Consider the following 22,810-nt stretch of genomic DNA (forward strand, 5'->3'; position numbering starts at 1 on the left):
ACATGCATATAATTAAAATAAGGATAAGATTTCAGAATCTTCAATAACAGCGGTGGACACATGTTTACTGAAGAGCGTAGAGAGAAAATTTTAGAGTTACTTAAGAAAAATGGAAGGGTAATTGCAAAGGATCTTGCGGAAAGTTTCGATATGTCTATCGATTCTATAAGAAGAGATTTGTCTATTATGGAGAAGGATGGCTTGTTAAAAAGAACACATGGAGGAGCAATTGAACTTACTCGAGTAAGGAATTTAGTTGCTGAGCGATTTGAGCGTTATAGTAATGGTTCTGTATATGAAGACGCAATTGCAAAAATCGCAGCTTCTTATATACAAGAAGGAGATTCTGTTTTTATTGGTGGGACTTCCATTCATTATGTCATGTTAAAATATTTACCTGAAACATCATTTACAGTTGTTACGAATTCTATAGAAATTGCTAGTACGTTACGGGAATATAAGAACATTGATACGTACTTAATTGGTGGAAAGGTGAAACCATCAGGAAATATGACAGATACACTTGCCTCAGAATTGATAAGTAGATTCTCTATTGATCTGTATTTCTCTACAGGTAGTGGCATTTCATTGAATGGTATAAGTACTGCAACGCCAGAAGTTGCTTATTTTAGTAAAACAGTAAGTAAAATTGCTAGAAGAAATATTTGTTTAGCTCCTCATAATAAACTTGGAATAGACTGCTTTATAAAAGGAGAGTCACTGATTGAAATTGACATTATAATAACAGATTCGGAGGTTAGTAAAGAAACGATTGAAGAATTTGAGAAACAAGGTAAAGAGATTGTAATAGCATCAATAGACTGCATTTAAAAGGAGTTTGAAATGATTATAAAAGGGCAAGAGTTTCACATAAATGGATTAGTTTATACAATTCGTTCGGCAACTGAAACAGATGCGGAACAGTTATCGGAAATTAGAGTTCAGATTGATGGAGAAACTGAAAATATGGATAGAGAAGCTGGAGAGGGATTTATAGACAAGATAGGGTTTCAAAAAATAATAAAAACAGATAGTAACGAGACAAAGAATCTGTTTTTAGTTGCAGAAGTACACAACCGAATCGTTGGATTTTCAAGATGCGAAGGTTCAAATCTGAAGAGATTATCTCATAAAGTAGAATTTGGCGTTTGTATTTTAAAAGAGTTTTGGGGATATGGAATGGGTAAGAGTCTATTGCAACAATCTATTCATTGGGCTGATGAAAATGAGATTAAAAGGATATCATTACAAGTATTAGAGACAAACGAAAAAGCCATTCAGCTATATAAAAAATTAGGTTTTGAAGTAGAAGGTATTTTAAAAAATGATAAAAGGTTGTCGGATGGGAAGTATTATAATACGGTTGTAATGGGAAGGTGTATTTGAGTCTGAGCATAAAAGAGGTGGGAATGTATGTTTTATAGAAGAAAGTACTATATAGTAAAAAGTGAATTTATTAAAATATTTAATGATCATTTCAATCATACAAACTTACCAAATCAGTTAAAGCATGGCTCTAGGCTAATAGGACGCTGGATGAAAGATAATAAGAATGGTACGACCGAAGTGTTTGCCATATGGGAATATGATAGTTATGAACAGTATAAAGAAATAGAATCAAAGATTAGAAATGACGAGAAACATGCTAGAAGAATACATGAATGGTATGAAAAACATGGCGGAAGAGAATATGTTTTACAGGAGTACATAGTAGAGATGAAAAATGAAGAGTTAGTGTGTACTGTAAAGTGATAGAGAGGTGAGGGATAATGGGAATGAAAAAAAAATTATATTTTAGTGTAGCATCCACAATTTTATTTGCAATAGCCGTGAGTGTTTTCTTTATAAATGGAAATCCACAAAAGTGGTTTTGGTTATGTATTTTCTTTGCTTCCATTATACAAAATATAGTGCTAATAAAAAAGAATAAAGAAGTGCATTAAGATATTCAAATTATTAACATATTTGTGTCGTCTTTCTAGTTTTGTTGAAAACGCTTTTATTCAGTTTTATAATAAAAGTATGTTTTTACAAATCTCCAAAATAATGAATAGGGAGATGATACAATGCTAGCTTCACCGTTTTACTTACATACATGGAAAAAGTTTGTTGATGAAGGTGTCCTTGATTCGAACCGTATAAACGAAAGAATTTCAGAGTCATGGTATCGATGTAAACAAGCAAATGTGAATCCTCATATGAATAAAGGTCAGAAAATTTTGTCTTCTAATATTTTTCAAGACCAAAAGAAAAAGAGTGAAATCTTCCTAGATATAGCAATACCTCAAATACAAAATATGAGAAAAACCATTGATGAACTGCAAATGATGGCATTATTAATCGATCCAGACGGTTACGTTCTATCGTTAAGTGGAAATAAACAAACGTTGCAACGAGCGAAACAGATTAATTTCATTGAAGGTGTGAAATGGACGGAAGCTGCTGTTGGTACAAATGCGATAGGAACAGCGCTTGAGATTGAAGAGGCTATTATGATAAGTGGTACAGAGCATTATTCTGTCGCATCTCATAGCTGGAGCTGTGCGGCCGCTCCCATTCATAACGATGATGGGAAATTAATTGGCGTTCTAGATTTCTCCTGTCCAATTGAATTTTCGCATCCATATATGCTCGGAATGGTAACTTCGATTGCACATGCGATTGAACGTGAATGTAGTATTCGAGTACATCAAAATGAATTACATTTAATCCATCGTTTTTTAGATGTAATTGATAGTGATGAACAAGTTGTAATTTGTAATCATCGTGATGTTATCGTTTCTGCAAGCAAGAGGGTTCGGGAACGAGTATGTAATTGGTCACGGATGAAACTTGAAGATTTAATGCACTATGGATTGAAAACTAAATTAGAAGTTCCAGTATACAGTAATAATAGAATGATTGGGAAATGTATTTATGTAAAGGGAAATAAACAAGTAAAATCATTTTCAACGTCCCCATTTATAAATGGCATCACTTTTCCTGGAGTAATTGGGACAAGCAGTGCATTTCAACATACTTTAGAAGAAATTAAGCTTGTATCACCAACTGACGAAAGTGTATATGTTTGTGGTGAAACAGGTGTAGGAAAAGAATATGTAGCGAGAGCGATTCATGAAAATAGTCCAAGAAAAAATGGTCCTTTTATAGCTGTTAACTGCGGTTCATTACCGAAAGAATTAATGGAAAGTGAATTGTTCGGTTATGCTGAAGGAGCGTTTACAGGTGCACGGCGCCAAGGATATAAAGGGAAATTCGAACAAGCAGACGGAGGAACAATATTTTTAGATGAAATTGGTGAAGTGCCACCAGAGATGCAAGTAGCATTATTGCGTGTTTTACAAGAACGAACAGTAAACCCAATTGGCAGTTCAAAAGAGATACCAGTAAATATTCGTATTATTACTGCGACACATAAAGATTTATTGCGATTAGTAGAAGAAGGGAAATTCCGTCAAGATTTATATTATCGCTTACATGTTTATCCACTATATGTCCCATCGTTAATAGAAAGAAAAGAGGATATTCCATACTTCATAAAACATTTTTGCAAACGAAAGAATTGGAATGTTGTATTTCCAAAAAGTATTTGTAATCAATTTTATCAGCATACATGGCCCGGAAATATTCGAGAATTATTAAATGTATTAGAACGCATCTACATTTTGTCGCAAGGACGAGAAATATGCGAAAAACAAATCTCTTTTTTATTACAAACAATGATGGGAAATCAACATCAACTTGCATTGCAAGCAGAAAATAAAATAGAGAACACATTAAATTTCCGCGAAAGAATACAGCGTGACAGCATGATTGAAGCGCTAGAAAAGACGAATGGAAATGTTTCGTTAGCTGCAAAACTGTTAGATGTACCTCGAAGTACATTTTATAAACGAATGCAAAAATATAAGTTATAAAGTAGATTTTTGTAATCTACTTTTTCTTTGTGGGCTCATGTTCTGTCGGAATGTGCGCTTACCGGGGAAATAATAGAAAAGTTAGAAAATAATTCCCGGAAGGGGGACTTAGGTGAAATATATTGAAATTGGCTTCGGAAATAGGTGGTTCGTTCGAACAGAAACTGAAAATAAAGATGGAACTGAATTTGAAGAACGAGGAATTATAAAACCTATTTATTTTGAGTCTTTATATGTACGAGTGTGGTTTCGGAAAACGTGTTTAATTTTTGATACGAAAGAAGGGTTTAAAAAGGTTAAGAAGAGGAGGATTGAATATAAATTTATTTTTGGAATTGTGAGTAGACTGGATAAAGAAAAAGTGGGCTAACGTGCGAAGTTATATTGATCAGGAAATTCTTTTCACTTATATCAAATTCATAAAAAGCACTTTTTATAAATATAAATTGTTAATAAAACCGCTAAGGAAACTTAGCGGTTTCTTTTTTAATAGGAGGGATTTTCGTATGAATAGGATCGTAACGGTTTTACTTGCAATTATTATAATGGGGTATTCCATTTATAGTTGGAATGATACTTCGGAAATGAGTATGCTAATTTTACAAACGCTTTTAGGTTTTATGTTAGTTAGCTTAGGGGTGCAAAATTTAAAAAATAACGAAAAAGAAAATAGAAGTATAGGGATAGCTTTATTACTTGTGGCTTTGTTTTTAATTGTTGTATCTTTAATAAAATATTTTGTATGAATAAGTTTTTAAATTAATAAAAAATTAAAATTCTACTTGTATTTCACTATATAAAATATGGCATAATGATTTAGTTAAAATAGAAATGGATAGGGTATTTGAGAGGGGCAGTATAATGAGTTTTGCAATAGAAATAGTAATAAAAGCACCAATGGATGTTGTATGTGACTACATAATAGAAGATGAAAAAATAAAAGAATGGAATACGTTTATAATAGAAAATCGCTATCCTTCAAATATGGATAAAGAGAATCCACGTGTAGGAGATAAATATATTACTGTTCAAAAAGTCGGTAAGAAAATATTCGAGGCTGAAGTAGAAATCCTTGAATACGATGCACCCTATATTATTTCACTTGGCAGTGAAATGAAGCAAGGTTATTCAGCGATGACTTATATGTTAGAAGAAGATGAAGAAGGTACAGCACTAACATTAATTTCAGAATATGAACCGAGTAATTTTTACTATAAAATTATGTATAAGTTAACAGGCTGGATTTCACGAGGTTTAACTATGGAACAAATGGAACGTCTAGCAGAATGTGTAGAAGCTGCTTATCATAAAGAAGATTAATATTAAAAATATATTAAGGTAAAAGCGTTACTCAATCTCATGAGTAACGCTTTTACTGATTGATGATTTTTCATTGAAAATCTCAATAGCTCTTTCATATATTTCTTTATCAACACAAAAATAGCACACCTTATGTATTGAGGGTGTGCTATTTATATAACCCGGTCGTATACATCTCAGTTAACGTATGCACAATCTCCTCTAAGTCGATCTTTTTATCATTTTGCACAATCGTCCAAAGAAACATCTCATTCATCGCAAACCAAGCACGTGCTACAATTTCTTTATTCAATTCAGAATGTGCTAACCCACCTTCTTGAGAGTATGTAATATCTTGCGTAATACTGTTTATAAAGCGTTCCCGTATCTCGTCCCATTTTTGACGTATCTCTTTTGATAACCCAATTGCTTCTTCTACAACTTGTAAAATTGCTCGTTCTTTCTCGGCTAATTGTAAAAATGCTTTAACTTGATTTTGAATCATTGTACGTGCTTCTTCTGTCGTTTGAGGCGAAAAAGAGCGCTCAGCGATATTATAAAATTGATTCATAACATCTTCCATTAAAACGATGAGGAGATCATCTTTGTTTTTAAAGTATACATATGCCGTGCCATAACCGGTTTCAGCGTGTTTAATAATTTGAGTAATTGTCGTTTTTTGAAATCCGTTACGAATAAAAATAGTGTAACCAGAGTGTAATAGTTTCTTCTTTGTTTCTAAGGAGCGGTGTTTTCTTGATGAAAGAGTAGTGTTTTTCAAAGAATCACCTCTTTATACTGAAATATCTGAAAATATAACTGTATTGTAAAAGAAATTCATATATAAAGTCAACTGACATAATATCATTGACGTTATATCAACTAAGGTGATATATTTCAATTAGTTAGAATAAAAAGAAAATTAAGAGAAGGTGACACCATGTATACAGAACCATTTCAACCAACTTATGAGTATGCGCTTGAATGTGATAAACATGATGAACTGAAAGATTTTCAAACTGAATTTTATAAAAAAGAAGGAACAATATATTTAGATGGAAACTCATTAGGGCTACTTTCAAAAAGAGCAGAGAAATCATTACTTACTTTGCTAGATTCATGGAAAGAGTATGGCATTGACGGCTGGACCGAGGGTGAGCATCCGTGGTTTTTCCTTTCGGAGAAATTAGGTGAATTGACTGCACCTCTTATTGGAGCTTTACCAGAAGAAACTATTGTAACCGGTTCCACGACAACGAATATTCATCAAGTAATCGCAACTTTCTATGAGCCGAAAGGAATTCGTACAAAAATTCTTGCGGATGAGTTGACATTCCCGTCCGATATATATGCACTTCAAAGTCAAATTCGTTTAAAAGGATTAGATCCAGATGAGCATTTAGTACGAGTGAAGAGCCGAGATGGTAGAACACTTTCTGAAGATGATATTATTCATGCAATGACAGATGATATCGTGTTAATTTTATTACCTTCTGTACTATATAGAAGTGGCCAAGTTCTTGATATGAAACGTTTAACAGCGGAAGCACATAAGCGTGGTATTCATATCGGATTTGATTTATGTCATTCGATTGGTTCTATTCCGCATCATTTCAAAGAATGGGATGTTGATTTCGCTATTTGGTGTAATTATAAATACTTAAATGCGGGACCTGGTGGCGTTGCTGGGCTTTATGTAAATAAAAAGCATTTTAATAGACTTCCTGGATTATCAGGTTGGTTTAGTTCTAGAAAAGATAAGCAGTTTGATATGGAACATACATTAACAGCTGCTGATCATGCAGGTGCTTATCAAATTGGTACACCACACGTATTAAGTACTGCACCGTTAATCGGTTCTCTTGAAATATTTAAAGATGCTGGTATAGAACGTTTACGCGAAAAATCATTACATATTACAAGATACATGCTTAATTTGATTGATCATGAATTAAAAGATTTCGGATTTACAATTGGAAATCCATTTGAGGATGAAAAACGAGGCGGGCATATTTATTTAGAGCATGCAGAAGCAGCACGTATATGTAAAGCGTTAAAAGCAAATGGAGTAATTCCAGATTTTAGAGCGCCAAATGGAGTGAGACTTGCGCCAGTTGCTTTATATAACACATACGAAGAAGTGTGGAAATCTGTACAAATATTAAAGAAAATCATGAAAGATGAAGAGTATAAGCAATTTGAAAATAAGCGAGAGGTTGTGGCATAAGTATGAAAACATCAGAGTGGATTGATATTTCACAACCGCTAAATAATGATATTGCTACTTGGCCAGGGGATACACCGTTCTCGTATGAAGTATCATGGTCAAAAGAAGAGAGTGGCTCAGTAAATGTCGGAAAGTTAACGATGAGTATTCATACAGGCACTCATATTGATGCCCCGTTTCATTTTGATAATGATGGAAAGAAAGTGTTAGATTTAGATATCCAAGTTTATGTCGGACCTACGCGAATCATTGACGTTTCTAATCTTGAAAGCATTGGGAAAAAGGAATTAGAGAAATTTCATTTAGAAGGCGTAGAACGCTTGTTGTTACGCACATCTTCACATGGTAAAGCGAATGAATTCCCAGATATAATCCCGCATTTACGTGTGGATATAGCACCGTTTCTTTCAGAAAAAGGTATACGTTTAATCGGGGTGGATGTACCATCAGTTGATCCATTAGATGATAAAGAATTAGCAGCGCATCATCAATTGTTTAAACATGGTATACACATTTTAGAAAATGTCGTACTAAATCATGTAGCAGATGGCGATTACGAACTAATCGCATTACCACTTGCCTTATCAGATGCAGACGGAAGTCCAGTTCGAGCAGTTATTAGACCAATATAAGTAGAAATATATATAAAGGGGCGTTTTGCTAATATGAAAGAAAATGAAAAGGTAATTATGGAAAAAGGGATTCATACGGACTTTAAAGAGAATATGACGTACGGGGAATATTTACAATTAGATAGTTTACTATCTTCTCAAAAGAGATTATCAGACCACCATGATGAAATGTTGTTCATCGTTATTCACCAAGCAAGCGAACTTTGGATGAAGCTTATTTTACATGAGTTAAACGCAGCAATTGAATCTATTAAACAAGACAAATTACAACCAGCTTTTAAAATGTTAGCACGTGTATCAAAAATTCAATCACAAATCATTCAATCTTGGGATATTCTTGCGACATTAACGCCGTCAGAGTACATTGAGTTTCGTGACTCGCTCGGTCAAGCTTCAGGTTTTCAATCGTATCAATATCGTATGATTGAGTATGCGCTTGGTTATAAAACGCCGCATGCCTTAAAAATTTATGAAAAAGATCCAGAATTACACGCTCGACTTCATACGGCGCTACATGCACCAAGTTTATATGATGTGGCAATTCAAGCACTTGTAAAAGAAGGATTTCCTATTCATAAAGATGTGTTGAATCGTGATATTACGCAGCCTTATGAAGAAGACGCAACAGTAGAAGCGGCATGGCTTGAAGTGTATGCGGATGTAAAAAAATATTGGGATTTATACCAACTTGCTGAAAAATTAATCGATATTGAAGATTGGCTACAACAATGGCGTTTCCGTCATATGAAAACAGTAGAACGCATTATCGGACATAAAATGGGAACAGGTGGCTCTTCTGGTGTATCTTATTTAAAACGAGTACTTGATCAACGTTTCTTCCCAGAGCTTTGGAATGTTCGCACGAAATTATAAAAACAAACCTGTCAGTTCATTACTGGCAGGTTTGTTTTTTATTTGAACACAAGTATGTTTTAATTAAAGCTACAAGATATAATAAATTAGGTAATGATTTAATTGGAGGTAAAGTATTGGATTTCAAGCAGCTAGAAAATAAATTTGAAAAGAAAAAAGTAAATACATTTCTTGTTTATCAAAAAGGGGAATTAACAACTGAGTATTATAAAACACCCGAATGTGCAAATAACTTATATAAAATAAATTCGATTACAAAAAGTATCGTATCTTTATTAATTGGTATTGCAATTGATAAAGGCTATATAAATGATATACATACACCGATTACAGAGTGGATTGAAAATGTACCTGAGGGAAAACATGATTTGACGCTTTATCACTTATTAACAATGACTACTGGTGAGGAGTGGAAAGAGTTTGGAAATGGAGTAGTATTCCCGAATGACTTTGTAGAATCAGCGAACTGGGTGCAATATATATTAGAAAAACCAATAATTGAAGAACCCGCTACAAAAATGAATTATAACTCAGGTTCTTCGCATTTGCTTAGCTACATTATCCAAAAAGCTACTGGAATGTCGACAGAGCAGTTTGCGAAAAGGTACTTATTTAATCCGTTAGAGATTACAGAATATGAGTGGCAACAAGATTCCCAGGGAATATATGTAGGTGGTTTCGGTATGAAAATGAAATCTAAAGATTTATTAAAACTTGGAATATTATGTTTGCAGAATGGAATTTGGCAGGGGAATGAAATTGTATCATCGAAATGGTTAGAAGAATCAAGTACACCTCTATTTGAAACGTATGAACATGTCGGGGCATATGGATATCACTGGTGGGTATTGAATAACGAAAGATTTCACATACCGCATTTTATGTACTTCGCTATGGGATATGGTGGGCAATACATCGTCATCATTCCGCAGTTAGAGATTGTTGCTGTAATAAGTAGTCATATGCCTAAACGTGGACTTGTACCATTAAAATTATTTATTGAGCATATACAAGAGAATTGCAATTTTCAATAAGGGTACAAGTAAATCTATTCAATCCATTTCAATTGTTTCATTTCTTCACAATTGAAAGTAATTTAGAAATGAAAACCTCACTGTTTATAATGTGAACAGTGAGGTTTTCATTCTATCTACTCGTCTTCTGAAACGACACCTTAATAAATTTCTCCGTCTTCGTTTCAAATTCTACATCAACAAAAACACCATATTCTTTTCCGTCCTCACGTAACCACAATTTAAATTTTTCAACTGTTATTTGAACGGTTTTTGGTTTTCTACCTATATGAAGATAATCAATAATCTCCGCTTTTGGGTACTGTTCTTTCGTTTTTTCTACAGCAAGTTTCCCCCATTTTGCATACGGCGGCTGCGCATGAACAATTGATGAGCCTGTATATACATTTGAACATGTAGTTAGGAATAGAATGACGAGTGCGATACGTTTTAACAATTTTTTCATGATGAACTCCTTTTACCTTTTTTATATTGTTTACATATTTTTTCAACGATATGAGTTTGGATTTTTTTGTCTTCTTTACATAAAAGCGAGGCTTTTACAAAACATAACCAAGAAATCATTTACATAATTAAGGAGGGAAAATTATGCGCCAAAAAGCTATTTTTAAAATAGCGGTTTTACTTGCGTTCATAGGACTGTCTTTCATGGTCAGTAGTATACAACTAAAGAATGTAGAAGCCTTTTCTAATCAAGTCATTCAAAGGGGAGCATCTGGTGAAGATGTCATTGAACTGCAATCTCGTTTGAAATATAACGGATTTTATACAGGAAAAGTAGATGGTGTTTTCGGATGGGGTACATACTGGGCACTTCGGAATTTTCAAGAGAAATTTGGTTTACCGGTTGATGGTTTAGCTGGAGCTAAAACGAAGCAAATGCTCGTGAAGGCAACGAAGTATGATAAGTCAACTGCTAATAAAGGTACGACAACGAATAAAGGAAATAGTGGAGGTACTGCACAAGAAAATAAACCACCTCAAAATAAAGGGACAAATGTTCCAAATGGTTATTCTCAAAATGATATACAGCTCATGGCAAACGCAGTATATGGAGAGTCTCGTGGGGAGCCGTACTTAGGACAAGTTGCAGTCGCTGCGGTTATTTTAAATCGTGTTACAAGTGCATCATTTCCAAATACCGTTTCAGGTGTAATCTTTGAGCCAAGAGCATTTACAGCGGTAGCAGACGGACAAATATATTTAACGCCAAATGAAACAGCGAAAAAAGCTGTATTAGATGCAATTAATGGATGGGATCCAACAGGAAACGCATTGTATTATTTCAATCCAGATACCGCAACAAGTAAATGGATTTGGACTCGTCCACAAATTAAAAAGATCGGGAAACATATTTTCTGTAAATAGAGCGGAGGTGGAACTATGTTACGAGGTATTATAATCGTATTATTAACAGTTGGAGTAGTTGGGACAGGATACTGGGGCTATAAAGAGCATCAAGAGAAGAATGCAGTATTAATTCGGGCAGAAAATAGCTATCAACGTGCGTTTCATGATTTAGCATATGAGGTTGATTTATTGCACGACAAAATTGGAACAACGCTTGCGATGAATTCACGCGCATCTTTATCGCCTGCTTTAGCAGATGTATGGAGATTAACATCGGAAGCTCGTTCGGATGTAGGACAACTTCCTTTAACATTAATGCCTTTTAATAAAACGGAAGAATTTTTAGCGAATATCGGTGATTTTAGTTACCGTGCAGCGATTCGTGATTTAGAAAAAGAGCCATTAAATGATCAAGAATACAAAACGTTGCAAACTTTATACTCAAATGCAGGAAATATACAAGATGAACTAAGAAAAGTGCAACATCTTGTTTTGAAAAATAATTTACGCTGGATGGATGTTGAGATGGCACTCGCATCAAATCGTGATCCTGCAGACAATACAATTATTGACGGGTTAAAAACAGTAGAAAAAAATGTAACATCGTATTCATCTACAAACTTCGGACCTACCTTTACAAGTGCACAAAAAAATAAAAAAGGTGGATTTGAAGCAGAAGGAAAAGCAATTTCAAAAGATGAAGCGGCGAAAATCGCAAAATCGTTTTTGAATTTAAAAGGAAATGAAAAAGTAGAAGTTGAGAAAAGTGGAAAAGGTGCGAAAGAATCTTTCTATAGTGTGAAAATTAAAGATGAAGCAACCAATAATGAGTTTTATATGGATATTACCGGAAAAGGCGGATATCCAATTTGGGTTATGAATAACCGAGAAATTAAAGAACAGAAAATTAGTTTAAACGATGCAGGAAATAAAGGTTTGACATTTTTAAAGGACCACAAGTTTAACAATATGGAGCTTTATGATAGTTCACAATATGATAATGTTGGTGTATTTACGTATGTAGTAAATGAGAATGGCGTACGAATTTATCCAGAAGCAATTCAAATGAAAATTGCTCTAGATGACGGTTCTATCGTTGGATTCTCCGCAAAAGAATATTTAGCATCACATCAAAAACGAACCGTTCCATCAGCAAAATTAACTGCAGCAGAAGCAAGAAAGAAAATTAATCCAGATGTTAAAGTTATGGAAGAGCGTAAAGCTGTCGTAGTAAATGATTTGCATAACGAAGTACTTTGCTATGAATTTGTAGGTACTTTAGGGAAAGATACGTACCAAATTTTCATCAATGCAAATAGCGGAGCAGAAGAAAAAGTGAAGAAAATGCAAGCTGTTGAAAAAATTTATGATTAAACTTTAATGGTAAAGTGGTGAGAATAATGAAGATTTTAATATATATGTTGATGGTTTGTTTTTTAATAACTGGATGCAGTATTGGAAAAAAGGATAATCCAAACGAAAAGCCCGAGCAAAAAAATGTTTCAATGAAAAATGTTAATTATACAAATAAGTCAAATAAGCCAAATGAAAAAGCAGCGGACCATTTAGCATCTTTAGCAGCAAGTGTGCCAGGTGTAAATGATGCGACAGCGGTAGTAGTTGGGAAATATGCAATCGTAGGAATTGATGTAAAAGCGAAACTAGATCGAACACGTGTGGAGTCCATAAAATACTCTGTTGCAGAAAGTTTAAAAAACGATCCTGATGGTGCTAATGCAGTCGTTGTAGCAGATGTTGATACGTATGAGCGACTGAAACAAATTGGAAAGCAAATTAAAAAAGGAAAAACAGGTGAAGGTATACTGGATGAGTTAGCAGCAATTGTTGGCCGAGTAATGCCACAAGTTCCAAATGATATGATTGAAAATAAAGAAACGAATCCAATTAAAGATAATGATAAACAATTACCAAAAGATGAAGAACAAGAACTGAGAAAAGAACAGGATGACCAATCTAATAATCATTTGAATAAATAAAGTTAACCTTAACCCTGTACAAAATTGTGCAGGGTTTTTCAGTATAATATTAAATATTCAGTTTATTTTTAAGGGAATATATGGTTTAATTATTATGGGAGGGACAACTGTTATGATGAAAAAAAGCACAATAATATTATGTAGTTTATGCTTAGGTTTCAGTATGACAGCGTGTGAACAGAAGAAAGAAGTAAAAAAGCAAACAGCGACTTCTTCTACTGTGATGGAAAATCAGAAGAAAGAATCTATCAATATAAATCATTTTTCAAATATAAATGAAGGAATGACTTATAAAGAAGTGAAAGATTTAATTGGTTTTGAAGGGGATTTACTTATAGAAGAAGGCGTAGAACATTCTACACAAATTAAACAAATTTTTGCTTGGAAGGGAAGCAATCCAACTGCATTAGTTGAAATTACCTTTTTAGATGGCAAAGTACATTCTAAAGTGCAGCAAGGTTTAAGTTAATAAGTTGAAAATGGGAGAGTTTAGCATGGACATACATACAGGGGAGATTCAATTAGTTCCGTATAAAGAGGAATATAAAGAAGTTATACAAACATTTACTTTACCAAGTGAACAAGTTCAATTTACATCGGACCCAACCGAATTATTGAAAAAAGCAAAAAATGATTGTACAAAAAATGTGATTGTTATTTTAGATTACAATGGGGTACCTGTTGGTCTTTTTGCATTGCAAACAGGAGATAGAGTGCAGGAATTCACAGAAAATGAGAGCGCTTTACTTTTAACTTCGTTTTCTATAAATCACGATAGACAAGGAAAAGGATATGCTAAAAAGTCACTGACACTATTACAAGCGTTTGTACAACGTTATTTTCCGATGAAAAATGAAGTTGTACTTGCTGTGAATGAAAAAAATATTCCAGCACAAAATTTATACGAAAAAGTTGGCTTCCAAGATAAAGGTTTTAGAAGAATGGGACCAATTGGTCAACAAATCGTAATGCATTTACCTATCATATAATAATGAGAAGAAAAACTTACTCTTGCATAACAAAGTAGTAAGTTTTTTTATTTAATACGATATATGATGTAGAATATATAAATAAACGAAATAGAAATGAAGGAAATACAAAATGAATCAAGTTAAAAAGTGGAATATTATTGGTGGAAGGGTGATAAAAACAGGAATTGCAGTTTTTCTTACAGTTCTAGTTTGTGAATTTTTCAATATCCCAACTATATTTGCTGTTATCACCGCAATTGTAACGATTGAGCCAACTGCAACGGATTCTATAAAAAAAGGACTAGTTCGTTTTCCAGCTTCAACAATTGGATCGGCGTATGCAATGACTTTCACATTTTTCCTAGGTCATCAGGCGCTTTCTTATGCGTTAGCAGCGATGTTTACAATCGTTACATGTCAAAAACTAAAGTTACATGCGGGAACGTTAGTTGCAACATTGACTGCTGTTGCAATGATTCCCATTACGGCAGATCATTATTTTACTGCATTTTTAATTCGATTAGCTACTACATCTACTGGTATTATAGTGTCTACTGTAGTCAATTTTTTTATTTTGCCACCACACTATGTTAAAACAATTTCGGGATGTACAGAAGAGCTATTTGTTAAAACGGCAAATGTTATGGAGGAATGGCTTACTGCGTTAATGGATGGGAAAGTTATAAAAAAGGAGACAACCTATACTCTTTCTAAATTAACTATATTATTACATAAAGCAGTACAATTTGTTCAATATGAGCAAAAAGATTGGAAATACCATCGACATACAAAAAAAGAAATGAGAAGTTTTTTACTTGTACAAAAGCAACTTCATTTATTACAGCAAATTATTTATCATATAGATAATTTAGCTCGAGCACCAATTGAAACATGTGATTGGTCACAAAATGAAAAAGAAATTTTACGACGAACAATTCATTCTATAATTTCTATATTAAGAAGTCATTGTGAAAAAATAGATGAGGAACATTTTAAACTGATTGATGAATTAGATAAGCAATTTTGGACTAATAAAAATGATTTAGCACATTGTAAACCAAATCAATATCATCATCATTTTTCAAGCAAATCTATCATTTTATTTGAGGTATTATCTATACATGATATGTTAGAGGAATTAAAACAAATATTCGAGAAATATGAGAGTGAAAATCAACTTAATTGCTCAGTTCATTAAAATGCGGAGGATTGATATGACAATTTATATTGCATTACTAAGAGGAATCAATGTAGGCGGGCATAAGATAATCAAAATGGCTGATTTAAAACAAGCGTTTGAATCAATAGGGTTGAAACAAGTGAAAACATATATTCAAAGTGGGAATATCGTATTCAAATCTGAGGAAGATATAACATTTCTAAAGGAACGAATACAGTCTGAAATTAAAAACGTTTTTGGTTTTGATGTTCCGGTTATGTTAAGAACACATGAGGAATTTATAAACATTACAAAAAGATGCCCCTATGAAGTCAATTCATTGCGAGAAGGCGAAAGTATACATGTTGCCTTCTTAGCAAATGAACTTTCTAAAAAAGAAAAAGATCAGTTGCTTATATATATAAATATGAATGAAGATTGTTATATACATGAAAAAGTTGTGTATTTATTTTTCAAAACTAGCATTCGAAACTCTAAATTAATGAACCAGTTTCAGAAGTTGCATACACCAGCTACAGTAAGAAATTGGCGGACTGTGAATAAATTAAAAGCGATAGTTGAGGGGATGTAAATATAAAAAGATGAGATTTTCTTTATACAGAAAATCTCATCTTTTTATTTATATTGTTTTGCGACTATAAGTTCGACAATAGGGTAAATAAAGAATGAAGAACAAAGCGCGATGAACAGTGGAAGGTTTTTTATTTCATCAAGTAATAGGAATGCAACTCCTTCTGATAAAATTAAAATAAAAAACATAAGGCATATAAGTACAAAATAAGCAACTTTAAAACTTTTATATTTAATTTGCTGTCCCATTTCATCTTGGCTTTCTTCCGATACTCCGTTTGGATCTCCCCAAGTAATTTGATTAATTAAATTACCGATAATTAACGAAAAAGCGAATATTGTTCCTCCCAAAATCGAACCTTCCGTTACATATTTATATGCCCCATGTATGAGAACTACGATTAATGATACAACGATAATTATGAAAATAAATTTTTTATGGTTCAATTTAAAAATGGCACCTCCATCATTGTAAAAAACTCTTTACAACTATAGTATAAAATTGGGAAAGTTTAATGTCAAATACTTTTTACACATAGGGCCACGAAAATGATATTTTGTATTTACGGTTAATAAAAAATTATATTACATTTGAATGTAAAAGAATGGGCTCGCATATATTTGGAAGGGATGTCAGATTAATTTAGGGGGTAGTTATGTCTATTCTTTTAAAAGCTGGTGCTGATGCAGGGAATAACGGTTTGAAGTTAATGGTGAAAGGGCAAGATCCTATTTTTATTCCGAGTATATATGCTTTATATATAGGAGAGCCTACAGGACTCTTAGATGAGGAAGATGTTTCATTATCTGAATTAGAAAATCACATTGACGTGACCATTAGTTCTCCATCGTTAATGTTAAATAATGTGCGGTATATCGTTGGAGAAAAAGTCATTCAAGATCAATTAAAAGGTACTGAGGTTGAGAAGAAATCGAATAAGTCAACTGATGAGTTAATGGTTATTACGATTCTATCTGGTTTAGCGGTAAGTGCTATGCGTCAAAGTCCAACTTCTAGCCATATTAACATTCGATATGATTTATCTGTTGCTCTCCCTATGCAGCTTATTACACAAGAAATAGCGGCGGAAAATGCGAAACGTTATATGGGGAATCATAAGGTTGTGTTCCATTATCCAAACGGACGTGATGTTACAATTAATATTTCCATCGAATATTGCAAATGCCTACCTGAGGGTGCTTCTGGGACGTGGGGCATTGTATATGATGAAGAAGGAAATGTTGTAAAACATAAAATAGAATGTGAACAAAATAAAGTGTCAGAAATTGATTTTGTTGATAAAACATTATTATCTTTTGATATTGGTGCAGGAACGACAGAAGAAGTCGTTTCACTAGGTGTAAACTTTAGACCACAACTAAGTAAGGGTTTATCGTACGGTGTGAAAGAAACGTTACTACAAATTATTACGAGATGGAACCGGAAGTATCCAACAAAGACAATTGATAGTATTACAGAATTCAATCAAATTTATTTAAATGATAAACACCCTAGAAATGCATTATTAGTTGAGGAATCACAACCAGCACTATTAGGTTTAGCAGCGCGCGTTGCAACGGATATTATTAACAAAATTGATGATATGAAAGACGATCCATATGTTTTTATTTATGGCGGGGGCGCAGTTATCATAAAAAATAGCCTGAAAATGATTTTAAAACAAAAAGGGCGTTTAACAAATGTAATCTTTGTAGATAATCCATTATTTACAAATGCACGTGGATTATTAGTCTACACTTGTTCGCCAAAATATAGAGAGCATAAGCAAAAAGAGTTAGGATTTACAAACTTAACAATAAGTTAGTTGGTGGAAGTATGCGATCTAGGCGATATAAACGTGGTGACCGAGTAAAAATTAATATTCATAAGTCAGTATCACCTGAAATGCTTGCATGGCTGAATAAACAATCAAATCCAACCAACTTCTTTTTCTTTGCAGCACAGCAACTTTTTAAACAAGTAGGAGATATTGATGTGTCAAAAGCTATACCAAGTAGCCATGTTTTCTCGTTATACGTTGAGCCATCATCTTTATTAAAAGTAGAAGTTAATCCTTTTAAAAGCTTACCACTAGAAGCAAATAAATCCACCGATAATATAAAAAAAAAATCATGGGAAGCTGTTGATCAATTAGATTGTCCGTTTTTTTAAACATAGAAAAATATAAGTATTGCCCATCACTATACATACGGATACAGTGATGGGCGTTTTTACATGTAAAGATAGGGGGGACACAAATTGCGGCGTGCCCCTCCTATTCATTATTTTTCTATTATTTTAGCTGTATGTTCAGTAACAGTATGAATGATGTCTTCCCAGTCATCAGGATGAATCTCATGTCCAGCGCCTTCAAGAGTTAATAGAGCTGAGTTAGGAATCTCATCGATAAGTGCGAGACCATGTTCAAAAGGGAGTGCGGTATCGTCTGTTCCGTGAATGACTAATGTAGGTGCTTGTATGGAGTGAAGCACCCCTTCATATGCATCATCGCCTTGAAGTAAAGCGTGATTAAACATGCTTAATAAATTGTTAGCTCGTTCAATTTCTTGTTTTACTTGATTATAGACTCTTTTTTCATCAAATGTGCGTTTGGACCCGCATAATAGACGGGACCCTGAAACTAAATATTCTGCTACAATATTTTCGTTGGTCCAATCTAAATGCGTGCCATTTGCGTGATGTGTTAAAATTCTTTCATCCATCGGGGGTAAGTCACGTGTGTTATTGTCAGAGCCTATCACACTTGTAGCTAGTAATGTTAATGTTAATATTCTTTCGGGATGTTTTACAGCAGCAATTTGAGCGATCATACCGCCTAAAGACATACCAAATAGATGCGCTTTGTCAATATGATAAGCATCTAGTACCCCAATTGCATCTTCAGCCATATCCGTAACGGAATAATTAGAAGTTCCAGGTTCATATGCGACAGAGCGTCCCACATCACGGTTATCAAAACGAATAACAAATTTCCCCGTGTTAGCCAACTGTTCACAAAATTCTTCATCCCAATAAACCATTGAACACGTAGCACCCATAATTAATAAAATAGCTGGATTTTTAGGGTTTCCAAAGCTTTCTGTACATATATCAATCCCGTTTATTTTAAATATCTTTTCAGTCATAGAGTTCTCTCCATTTCTATTGAATTTAATTTAAAATATAATTTTGAATGATTCTACGGTGCATAAGATTTGCTTTGTTTTTTGCATAATTACCCCCAAAAATAAGTTTATGATAATTTAAGGGGAAAAATTTTGAGAAATAATTGTATGTTATTAAAATAAACAGCAAGGGAGAGGACATGAAAGCAATTGTTATAGATCAATATAGTAGTGTTGAAGAATGAAAAGACAGACCAGTTTTAAAACCAGTTGTTAAGAATAACGAGGTATTAAAATGAAGAAGGCGTTAGAGAAGCTTATATTTTGAGTGAATATAAACATGTTTCATTTTATTCATGATACGGATTGACTTTATTTATTGGAAAGGCGTAATATTATTAAGCTATATGAAAGAAATCTGTAAGAAGAGGGGAGTTATTATGAAAATAAATTGGACTGAAGTAAAGGAAAAAATTCGACCGCAAATTTCAAAACCATCATATGAAACTTGGTTTACTAATACTACTGTTTATTTAGAGGATGATATATTAACAATTTATTGTCCAAATGAATTTGCACGTGACTGGTTAGAATCTCATTATAAAGAATTAGTATTTAATACATTAAGAGAAATGTTTAATACGACGTTTGAAATTCAGTTTGATCTATGTAATGGCGAACCATCTAACTTGAAAGATGTCCAAAAAGAAAAGCTTAGTAGCTGGGATGAAGTAAAGAAAGCATTAAGACCTAAAATAGCAGAGAAAACATTTATGACATGGATTAGAAATACAAACGCTACGATAAAAGATAATAAAGTAATAATCTTTTGTGAAGATGCGTTTCATCGTGATTTGCTTGAAGGGGAGTATAAAAATATAATTTCAAGTACCGTACAGAAAATTACTGATGAAGAATATCAAATTTGGTTCGAAATAGGATCAAGCGCTACTTCTAAAGCACAGGTTCATCACGTGAAAAATAATCAATGTACTTCCGGACAAGAGGAATCAAAAACAATTTGGAATAAAATAAAAGATAAAATGCAATTGAAAATTTCGAGACCGTCATATGAAACTTGGGTCAAAGAAACGACAGCTAGAATAAATGAAGATTCATTGATCATTTATTTTGAAAACGAATTCCAACAAGAGTGGGTTAAAAAGTCTTATAAAGATTTAATTTCGCAAATAGCTAAAGAGTTAACTGGAAATACATATGAAATTCAATTTGAATTAAAATCAAATACAACCAGTAATAATGAAAAATCAACAATTGAAGATATCACTTCCGAATTAGGAGAGCAGTTCAAAGTCTCTAATAACAGTTTAAAATATAATGATGTAGATGAGAGCAATAAACGTATTCGAGCGTTAGAAGAAAAAATAATGAACTTGGAAAAGGTCATTGGTACATTAGTAGAAAAATTAGATGCAGTAGAATTAAAAACACAGTTGGAAAAATAACCAACTGTGTTTTTTTACTTAATTCGCTTTTTTTATAAACCCTTTATAATGACGTTTTACAAGCTGACTTTCTAACGTTTTCATTGTTTCAAGTGCCACACCGACAATGATCAGTAAGCTTGTACCACCAATTTGTGCAGAAGGTGGTAATGTAGCAATCTTTGTGAATACAAGCGGTAAAATTGAAATTGCACCTAAGAAAATTGCACCGATAAATGTTAAACGGTATAAAATTTTCGTTACATATTGTTCTGTTGATTTACCAGGACGAATACCAGGTACATATCCATTTTGCTTTTTCAAATTCTCTGCCATTTGCTCAGGATTTACTTGAATGAATGCATAGAAGTATGTGAAAGCAACGATAAGACCGACATAAAGTGTCATTCCAATTGGATGTGCGAAATCAAGGTTTGCAACTAACCATTTTGATACGCTTGAATCAGGGAAGAGCTGCGCAATTGTACGCGGCGTCATTAAAAATGCGGAAGCAAAGATTACTGGAATTACACCAGCACTATTTACTTTTAGAGGTAAATGAGTGTTTTTTGCTCCTTGATATTGATTGTTTCCTGAAACAGCTTTTGCATATTGAATCGGTATTTTACGCACAGCTTGTTGAATGTAAATAACCCCAACAACTATCGCTAAAATTATAAGACCAATTAAGACCATTTTTATGATGTGCATGAATAATTGATCGCCTGCATTTTGAAATTGTTGTAAATAAATTTGATTCGCAACATTTGGAATCGCTGCTACAAGTCCTGCGAAGATAATCATCGAAATACCATTACCTACTCCGTTAGCGGTAATTTGTTCACCTAACCAAAGTAAAAATGCAGTACCTGCAGTTAAAACTGTTGCAATAAATAAGTATGTAGTCCAGCTTTGATCTGTTATTAATTGTCCACCTGCTATATTATTAAAGCCATAAGACATCCCAATGGCTTGTATGAATGCGAGAATGATTGTAAAGTATCGAGTAAATTGAGCTGATTTCTTACGGCCCATTTCTCCTTGCTTTGCCCATTCCGAAAATTTTGGTATGACGTCCATTTGTAGTAATTGTACTATAATGGAAGCTGTAATATATGGTGTAATACCTACAGCAAAGATTGAGAAGTGTTGCAATGCTCCTCCGCCAAATACGTTTAGCATACCTAAAACGTTAGCTTGATCTTGTACTTTTAATACCTCTGCGTTAGTATGAGGAACCGGAATAAACGTGCCAATTCGAAAAACGATTAACATCGCTAATGTAAAAAGGATTTTCCTTCTTATCTCAGCTACTCTCATGAAATTTGAAATCGTACGAAACATTATATCGCCTCCTATATTTTTATCAGTTTAAAACTGATTATTATATCCCGATGAAGTAACCACAAACCTCCTTCCGCATTAAATTCATTTGACAAATGGAATTTTATACATTTTGTAGTTTTCACGGATATAAAAATATAAGGTATTTTTAGCGAGCTATAAGTTTTTCGTAATCATTCAATACACATAATATATCGAATAAATTAACAAATGTACATACATACGCATGAAAAATGAATAAATAGGGTCATTTTTTACATTTAATGATAAATTGATATGACATGTTATTAATTTTTGTTTTTTCTAGGAGGGTAGATTAGTTATAAAACGTATTTCAAATATTTAACAGCACCATTTCGGTTTATTAATAGTTTGACTGTTTGGAAATTCTATATAATCTAGGTAAATTCGTTGTAATAGATACAATTTACCGCTTGTTGGATCTTCAATGGTAAAATAGTCAGTTCCAGCTGATGTAAGGATCCCGGTGTATGATTGTGTACCAAGTGATGAATCTCTTACATATGTCAAAACCACCGTAACTTGTACACCTATATTGGTACATAAAAAATCTTGAACACTACAATTGCAATCATTATACGAGGTTTTTGCATTAATATGCCCCCTTTAGTTTTTAATATACTATTTAAGTTTCTAGTAATGTGCTTGGACGATGAAAAGAATTCTATCAAGCCATTTAGTATAAAAGAATATTTTTTGTAAAAACATCCAGCTCTTTAAAATCAGTATCTATTCATTCATTGTTCTTATTTGTAGCATATTTCCACGTGTTTTCATTGGAGTTTTGTACTATTAATGAAGGGATATTTATTAATGAAGTCTAA

The 22,810-nt window shown here is 33.2% G+C and carries 27 protein-coding genes; 21 read left to right on the forward strand and 6 right to left on the reverse strand.

The features are described 5' to 3' along the window. Positions 1-60 precede the first annotated feature (60 nt). The 7 genes from ACTFNE_RS06495 to ACTFNE_RS06525 all read left to right on the forward strand — a co-directional run bounded on the left by ACTFNE_RS06495 (position 61) and on the right by ACTFNE_RS06525 (position 5,237). On the forward strand, positions 61-831 hold the full coding sequence (locus ACTFNE_RS06495; RefSeq protein WP_270704854.1) for a DeoR/GlpR family DNA-binding transcription regulator: 771 nt from the start codon (positions 61-63) through the stop codon (positions 829-831). Between the two features lie 12 nt (positions 832-843). Beyond that, a complete protein-coding gene (locus ACTFNE_RS06500) occupies positions 844-1,386 on the forward strand; it encodes a GNAT family N-acetyltransferase (protein WP_270704853.1) in 543 nt (180 codons plus the stop codon). Positions 1,387-1,413: 27 nt separating this feature from the next. Further along, positions 1,414-1,752: an NIPSNAP family protein gene (locus ACTFNE_RS06505; RefSeq protein ID WP_074541629.1), complete on the forward strand. Its 339-nt coding sequence runs from the start codon at positions 1,414-1,416 to the stop codon at positions 1,750-1,752. Between the two features lie 314 nt (positions 1,753-2,066). After that, complete coding sequence (locus ACTFNE_RS06510) at positions 2,067-3,917, forward strand: sigma-54-dependent Fis family transcriptional regulator (protein ID WP_270704852.1); 1,851 nt, start codon at positions 2,067-2,069, stop codon at positions 3,915-3,917. Between the two features lie 112 nt (positions 3,918-4,029). Next, positions 4,030-4,287: a DUF3977 family protein gene (locus ACTFNE_RS06515; RefSeq protein WP_270704851.1), complete on the forward strand. Its 258-nt coding sequence runs from the start codon at positions 4,030-4,032 to the stop codon at positions 4,285-4,287. A gap of 136 nt (positions 4,288-4,423) precedes the next feature. Further along, complete coding sequence (locus ACTFNE_RS06520) at positions 4,424-4,663, forward strand: DUF3953 domain-containing protein (protein WP_001080079.1); 240 nt, start codon at positions 4,424-4,426, stop codon at positions 4,661-4,663. Between the two features lie 115 nt (positions 4,664-4,778). Next, positions 4,779-5,237, forward strand: a complete 459-nt coding sequence (locus ACTFNE_RS06525; RefSeq protein ID WP_270704849.1) for an SRPBCC family protein — start codon at positions 4,779-4,781, stop codon at positions 5,235-5,237. Positions 5,238-5,385: 148 nt separating this feature from the next. Here ACTFNE_RS06525 and ACTFNE_RS06530 read toward each other — a convergent pair whose 3' ends face one another. Next, complete coding sequence (locus ACTFNE_RS06530; RefSeq protein WP_270704848.1) at positions 5,386-5,997, reverse strand: TetR/AcrR family transcriptional regulator; 612 nt, start codon at positions 5,995-5,997, stop codon at positions 5,386-5,388. A 159-nt stretch (positions 5,998-6,156) separates the two neighbouring features. Here ACTFNE_RS06530 and kynU point away from each other — a divergent pair, with 159 nt between their 5' ends. From kynU to ACTFNE_RS06550, 4 genes are all read left to right on the forward strand, one after another. Beyond that, positions 6,157-7,443, forward strand: coding sequence for a kynureninase (gene kynU / locus ACTFNE_RS06535; protein ID WP_270704846.1), 1,287 nt, complete (start codon positions 6,157-6,159; stop codon positions 7,441-7,443). Positions 7,444-7,445: 2 nt separating this feature from the next. Then, complete coding sequence (gene kynB, locus ACTFNE_RS06540) at positions 7,446-8,075, forward strand: arylformamidase (RefSeq protein WP_270704845.1); 630 nt, start codon at positions 7,446-7,448, stop codon at positions 8,073-8,075. A 33-nt stretch (positions 8,076-8,108) separates the two neighbouring features. Then, positions 8,109-8,948, forward strand: coding sequence for a tryptophan 2,3-dioxygenase (kynA, locus tag ACTFNE_RS06545; RefSeq protein WP_000661965.1), 840 nt, complete (start codon positions 8,109-8,111; stop codon positions 8,946-8,948). Between the two features lie 116 nt (positions 8,949-9,064). Then, the gene (locus ACTFNE_RS06550) at positions 9,065-9,982 is read left to right on the forward strand and encodes a serine hydrolase domain-containing protein (RefSeq protein ID WP_270704844.1); all 918 of its coding nucleotides are present in this window, start codon (positions 9,065-9,067) and stop codon (positions 9,980-9,982) included. A gap of 112 nt (positions 9,983-10,094) precedes the next feature. On the opposite strand, the gene ACTFNE_RS06555 is transcribed toward ACTFNE_RS06550, so the two are convergent. Continuing rightward, complete coding sequence (locus ACTFNE_RS06555) at positions 10,095-10,427, reverse strand: DUF3889 domain-containing protein (protein WP_270704842.1); 333 nt, start codon at positions 10,425-10,427, stop codon at positions 10,095-10,097. Between the two features lie 143 nt (positions 10,428-10,570). On the opposite strand from ACTFNE_RS06555, the gene sleB reads away from it, so the two are divergent. The 7 genes from sleB to ACTFNE_RS06590 all read left to right on the forward strand — a co-directional run bounded on the left by sleB (position 10,571) and on the right by ACTFNE_RS06590 (position 16,051). Beyond that, positions 10,571-11,350 carry a spore cortex-lytic enzyme gene (gene sleB, locus ACTFNE_RS06560; RefSeq protein WP_001249040.1) on the forward strand — a complete coding sequence of 260 codons (780 nt, stop codon included), beginning with the start codon at positions 10,571-10,573 and terminating at the stop codon, positions 11,348-11,350. A gap of 15 nt (positions 11,351-11,365) precedes the next feature. After that, a complete protein-coding gene (gene ypeB, locus ACTFNE_RS06565; RefSeq protein ID WP_000943714.1) occupies positions 11,366-12,706 on the forward strand; it encodes a germination protein YpeB in 1,341 nt (446 codons plus the stop codon). A 26-nt stretch (positions 12,707-12,732) separates the two neighbouring features. After that, positions 12,733-13,329, forward strand: coding sequence for a YhcN/YlaJ family sporulation lipoprotein (locus tag ACTFNE_RS06570; protein WP_000698001.1), 597 nt, complete (start codon positions 12,733-12,735; stop codon positions 13,327-13,329). A 112-nt stretch (positions 13,330-13,441) separates the two neighbouring features. After that, positions 13,442-13,798: a hypothetical protein gene (locus ACTFNE_RS06575; RefSeq protein ID WP_000976533.1), complete on the forward strand. Its 357-nt coding sequence runs from the start codon at positions 13,442-13,444 to the stop codon at positions 13,796-13,798. A gap of 25 nt (positions 13,799-13,823) precedes the next feature. Beyond that, positions 13,824-14,318 carry a GNAT family N-acetyltransferase gene (locus ACTFNE_RS06580; RefSeq protein ID WP_270704840.1) on the forward strand — a complete coding sequence of 165 codons (495 nt, stop codon included), beginning with the start codon at positions 13,824-13,826 and terminating at the stop codon, positions 14,316-14,318. Between the two features lie 112 nt (positions 14,319-14,430). Continuing rightward, a complete protein-coding gene (locus ACTFNE_RS06585) occupies positions 14,431-15,498 on the forward strand; it encodes an aromatic acid exporter family protein (RefSeq protein WP_270704838.1) in 1,068 nt (355 codons plus the stop codon). Between the two features lie 16 nt (positions 15,499-15,514). Continuing rightward, a complete protein-coding gene (locus ACTFNE_RS06590; RefSeq protein WP_270704836.1) occupies positions 15,515-16,051 on the forward strand; it encodes a DUF1697 domain-containing protein in 537 nt (178 codons plus the stop codon). Positions 16,052-16,095: 44 nt separating this feature from the next. Here ACTFNE_RS06590 and ACTFNE_RS06595 read toward each other — a convergent pair whose 3' ends face one another. Beyond that, the gene (locus ACTFNE_RS06595; protein ID WP_061402919.1) at positions 16,096-16,497 is read right to left on the reverse strand and encodes a hypothetical protein; all 402 of its coding nucleotides are present in this window, start codon (positions 16,495-16,497) and stop codon (positions 16,096-16,098) included. A 209-nt stretch (positions 16,498-16,706) separates the two neighbouring features. Here ACTFNE_RS06595 and ACTFNE_RS06600 point away from each other — a divergent pair, with 209 nt between their 5' ends. Both ACTFNE_RS06600 and ACTFNE_RS06605 read left to right on the forward strand, forming a co-directional pair. Next, on the forward strand, positions 16,707-17,876 hold the full coding sequence (locus tag ACTFNE_RS06600) for a ParM/StbA family protein (protein ID WP_000025610.1): 1,170 nt from the start codon (positions 16,707-16,709) through the stop codon (positions 17,874-17,876). Between the two features lie 11 nt (positions 17,877-17,887). Then, entirely contained in the window at positions 17,888-18,223 is a 336-nt protein-coding gene (locus ACTFNE_RS06605) for a hypothetical protein (RefSeq protein WP_001257754.1), read from the forward strand. 110 nt (positions 18,224-18,333) lie between these two features. On the opposite strand, the gene ACTFNE_RS06610 is transcribed toward ACTFNE_RS06605, so the two are convergent. After that, on the reverse strand, positions 18,334-19,197 hold the full coding sequence (locus ACTFNE_RS06610) for an alpha/beta fold hydrolase (RefSeq protein ID WP_254232116.1): 864 nt from the start codon (positions 19,195-19,197) through the stop codon (positions 18,334-18,336). A 419-nt stretch (positions 19,198-19,616) separates the two neighbouring features. Between ACTFNE_RS06610 and ACTFNE_RS06615 the strand changes: the two genes are divergently transcribed. Further along, a complete protein-coding gene (locus ACTFNE_RS06615) occupies positions 19,617-20,642 on the forward strand; it encodes a DnaA N-terminal domain-containing protein (protein WP_046199114.1) in 1,026 nt (341 codons plus the stop codon). Between the two features lie 18 nt (positions 20,643-20,660). Here the strand turns inward: ACTFNE_RS06615 and secY are convergent, their stop codons facing one another. Both secY and ACTFNE_RS06625 read right to left on the reverse strand, forming a co-directional pair. Continuing rightward, positions 20,661-21,965, reverse strand: a complete 1,305-nt coding sequence (secY, locus tag ACTFNE_RS06620; RefSeq protein WP_000490140.1) for a preprotein translocase subunit SecY — start codon at positions 21,963-21,965, stop codon at positions 20,661-20,663. A gap of 342 nt (positions 21,966-22,307) precedes the next feature. Then, positions 22,308-22,583, reverse strand: a complete 276-nt coding sequence (locus ACTFNE_RS06625) for a spore coat protein GerQ (RefSeq protein WP_439997975.1) — start codon at positions 22,581-22,583, stop codon at positions 22,308-22,310. Between the last annotated feature and the right edge of the window lie 227 nt (positions 22,584-22,810).

Origin of the sequence: Bacillus cereus group sp. MYBKT111-2, assembly GCF_051915205.1 — a bacterium.
In the GTDB taxonomy this organism is placed as follows: Bacteria; Bacillota; Bacilli; order Bacillales; family Bacillaceae_G; genus Bacillus_A; species Bacillus_A paranthracis.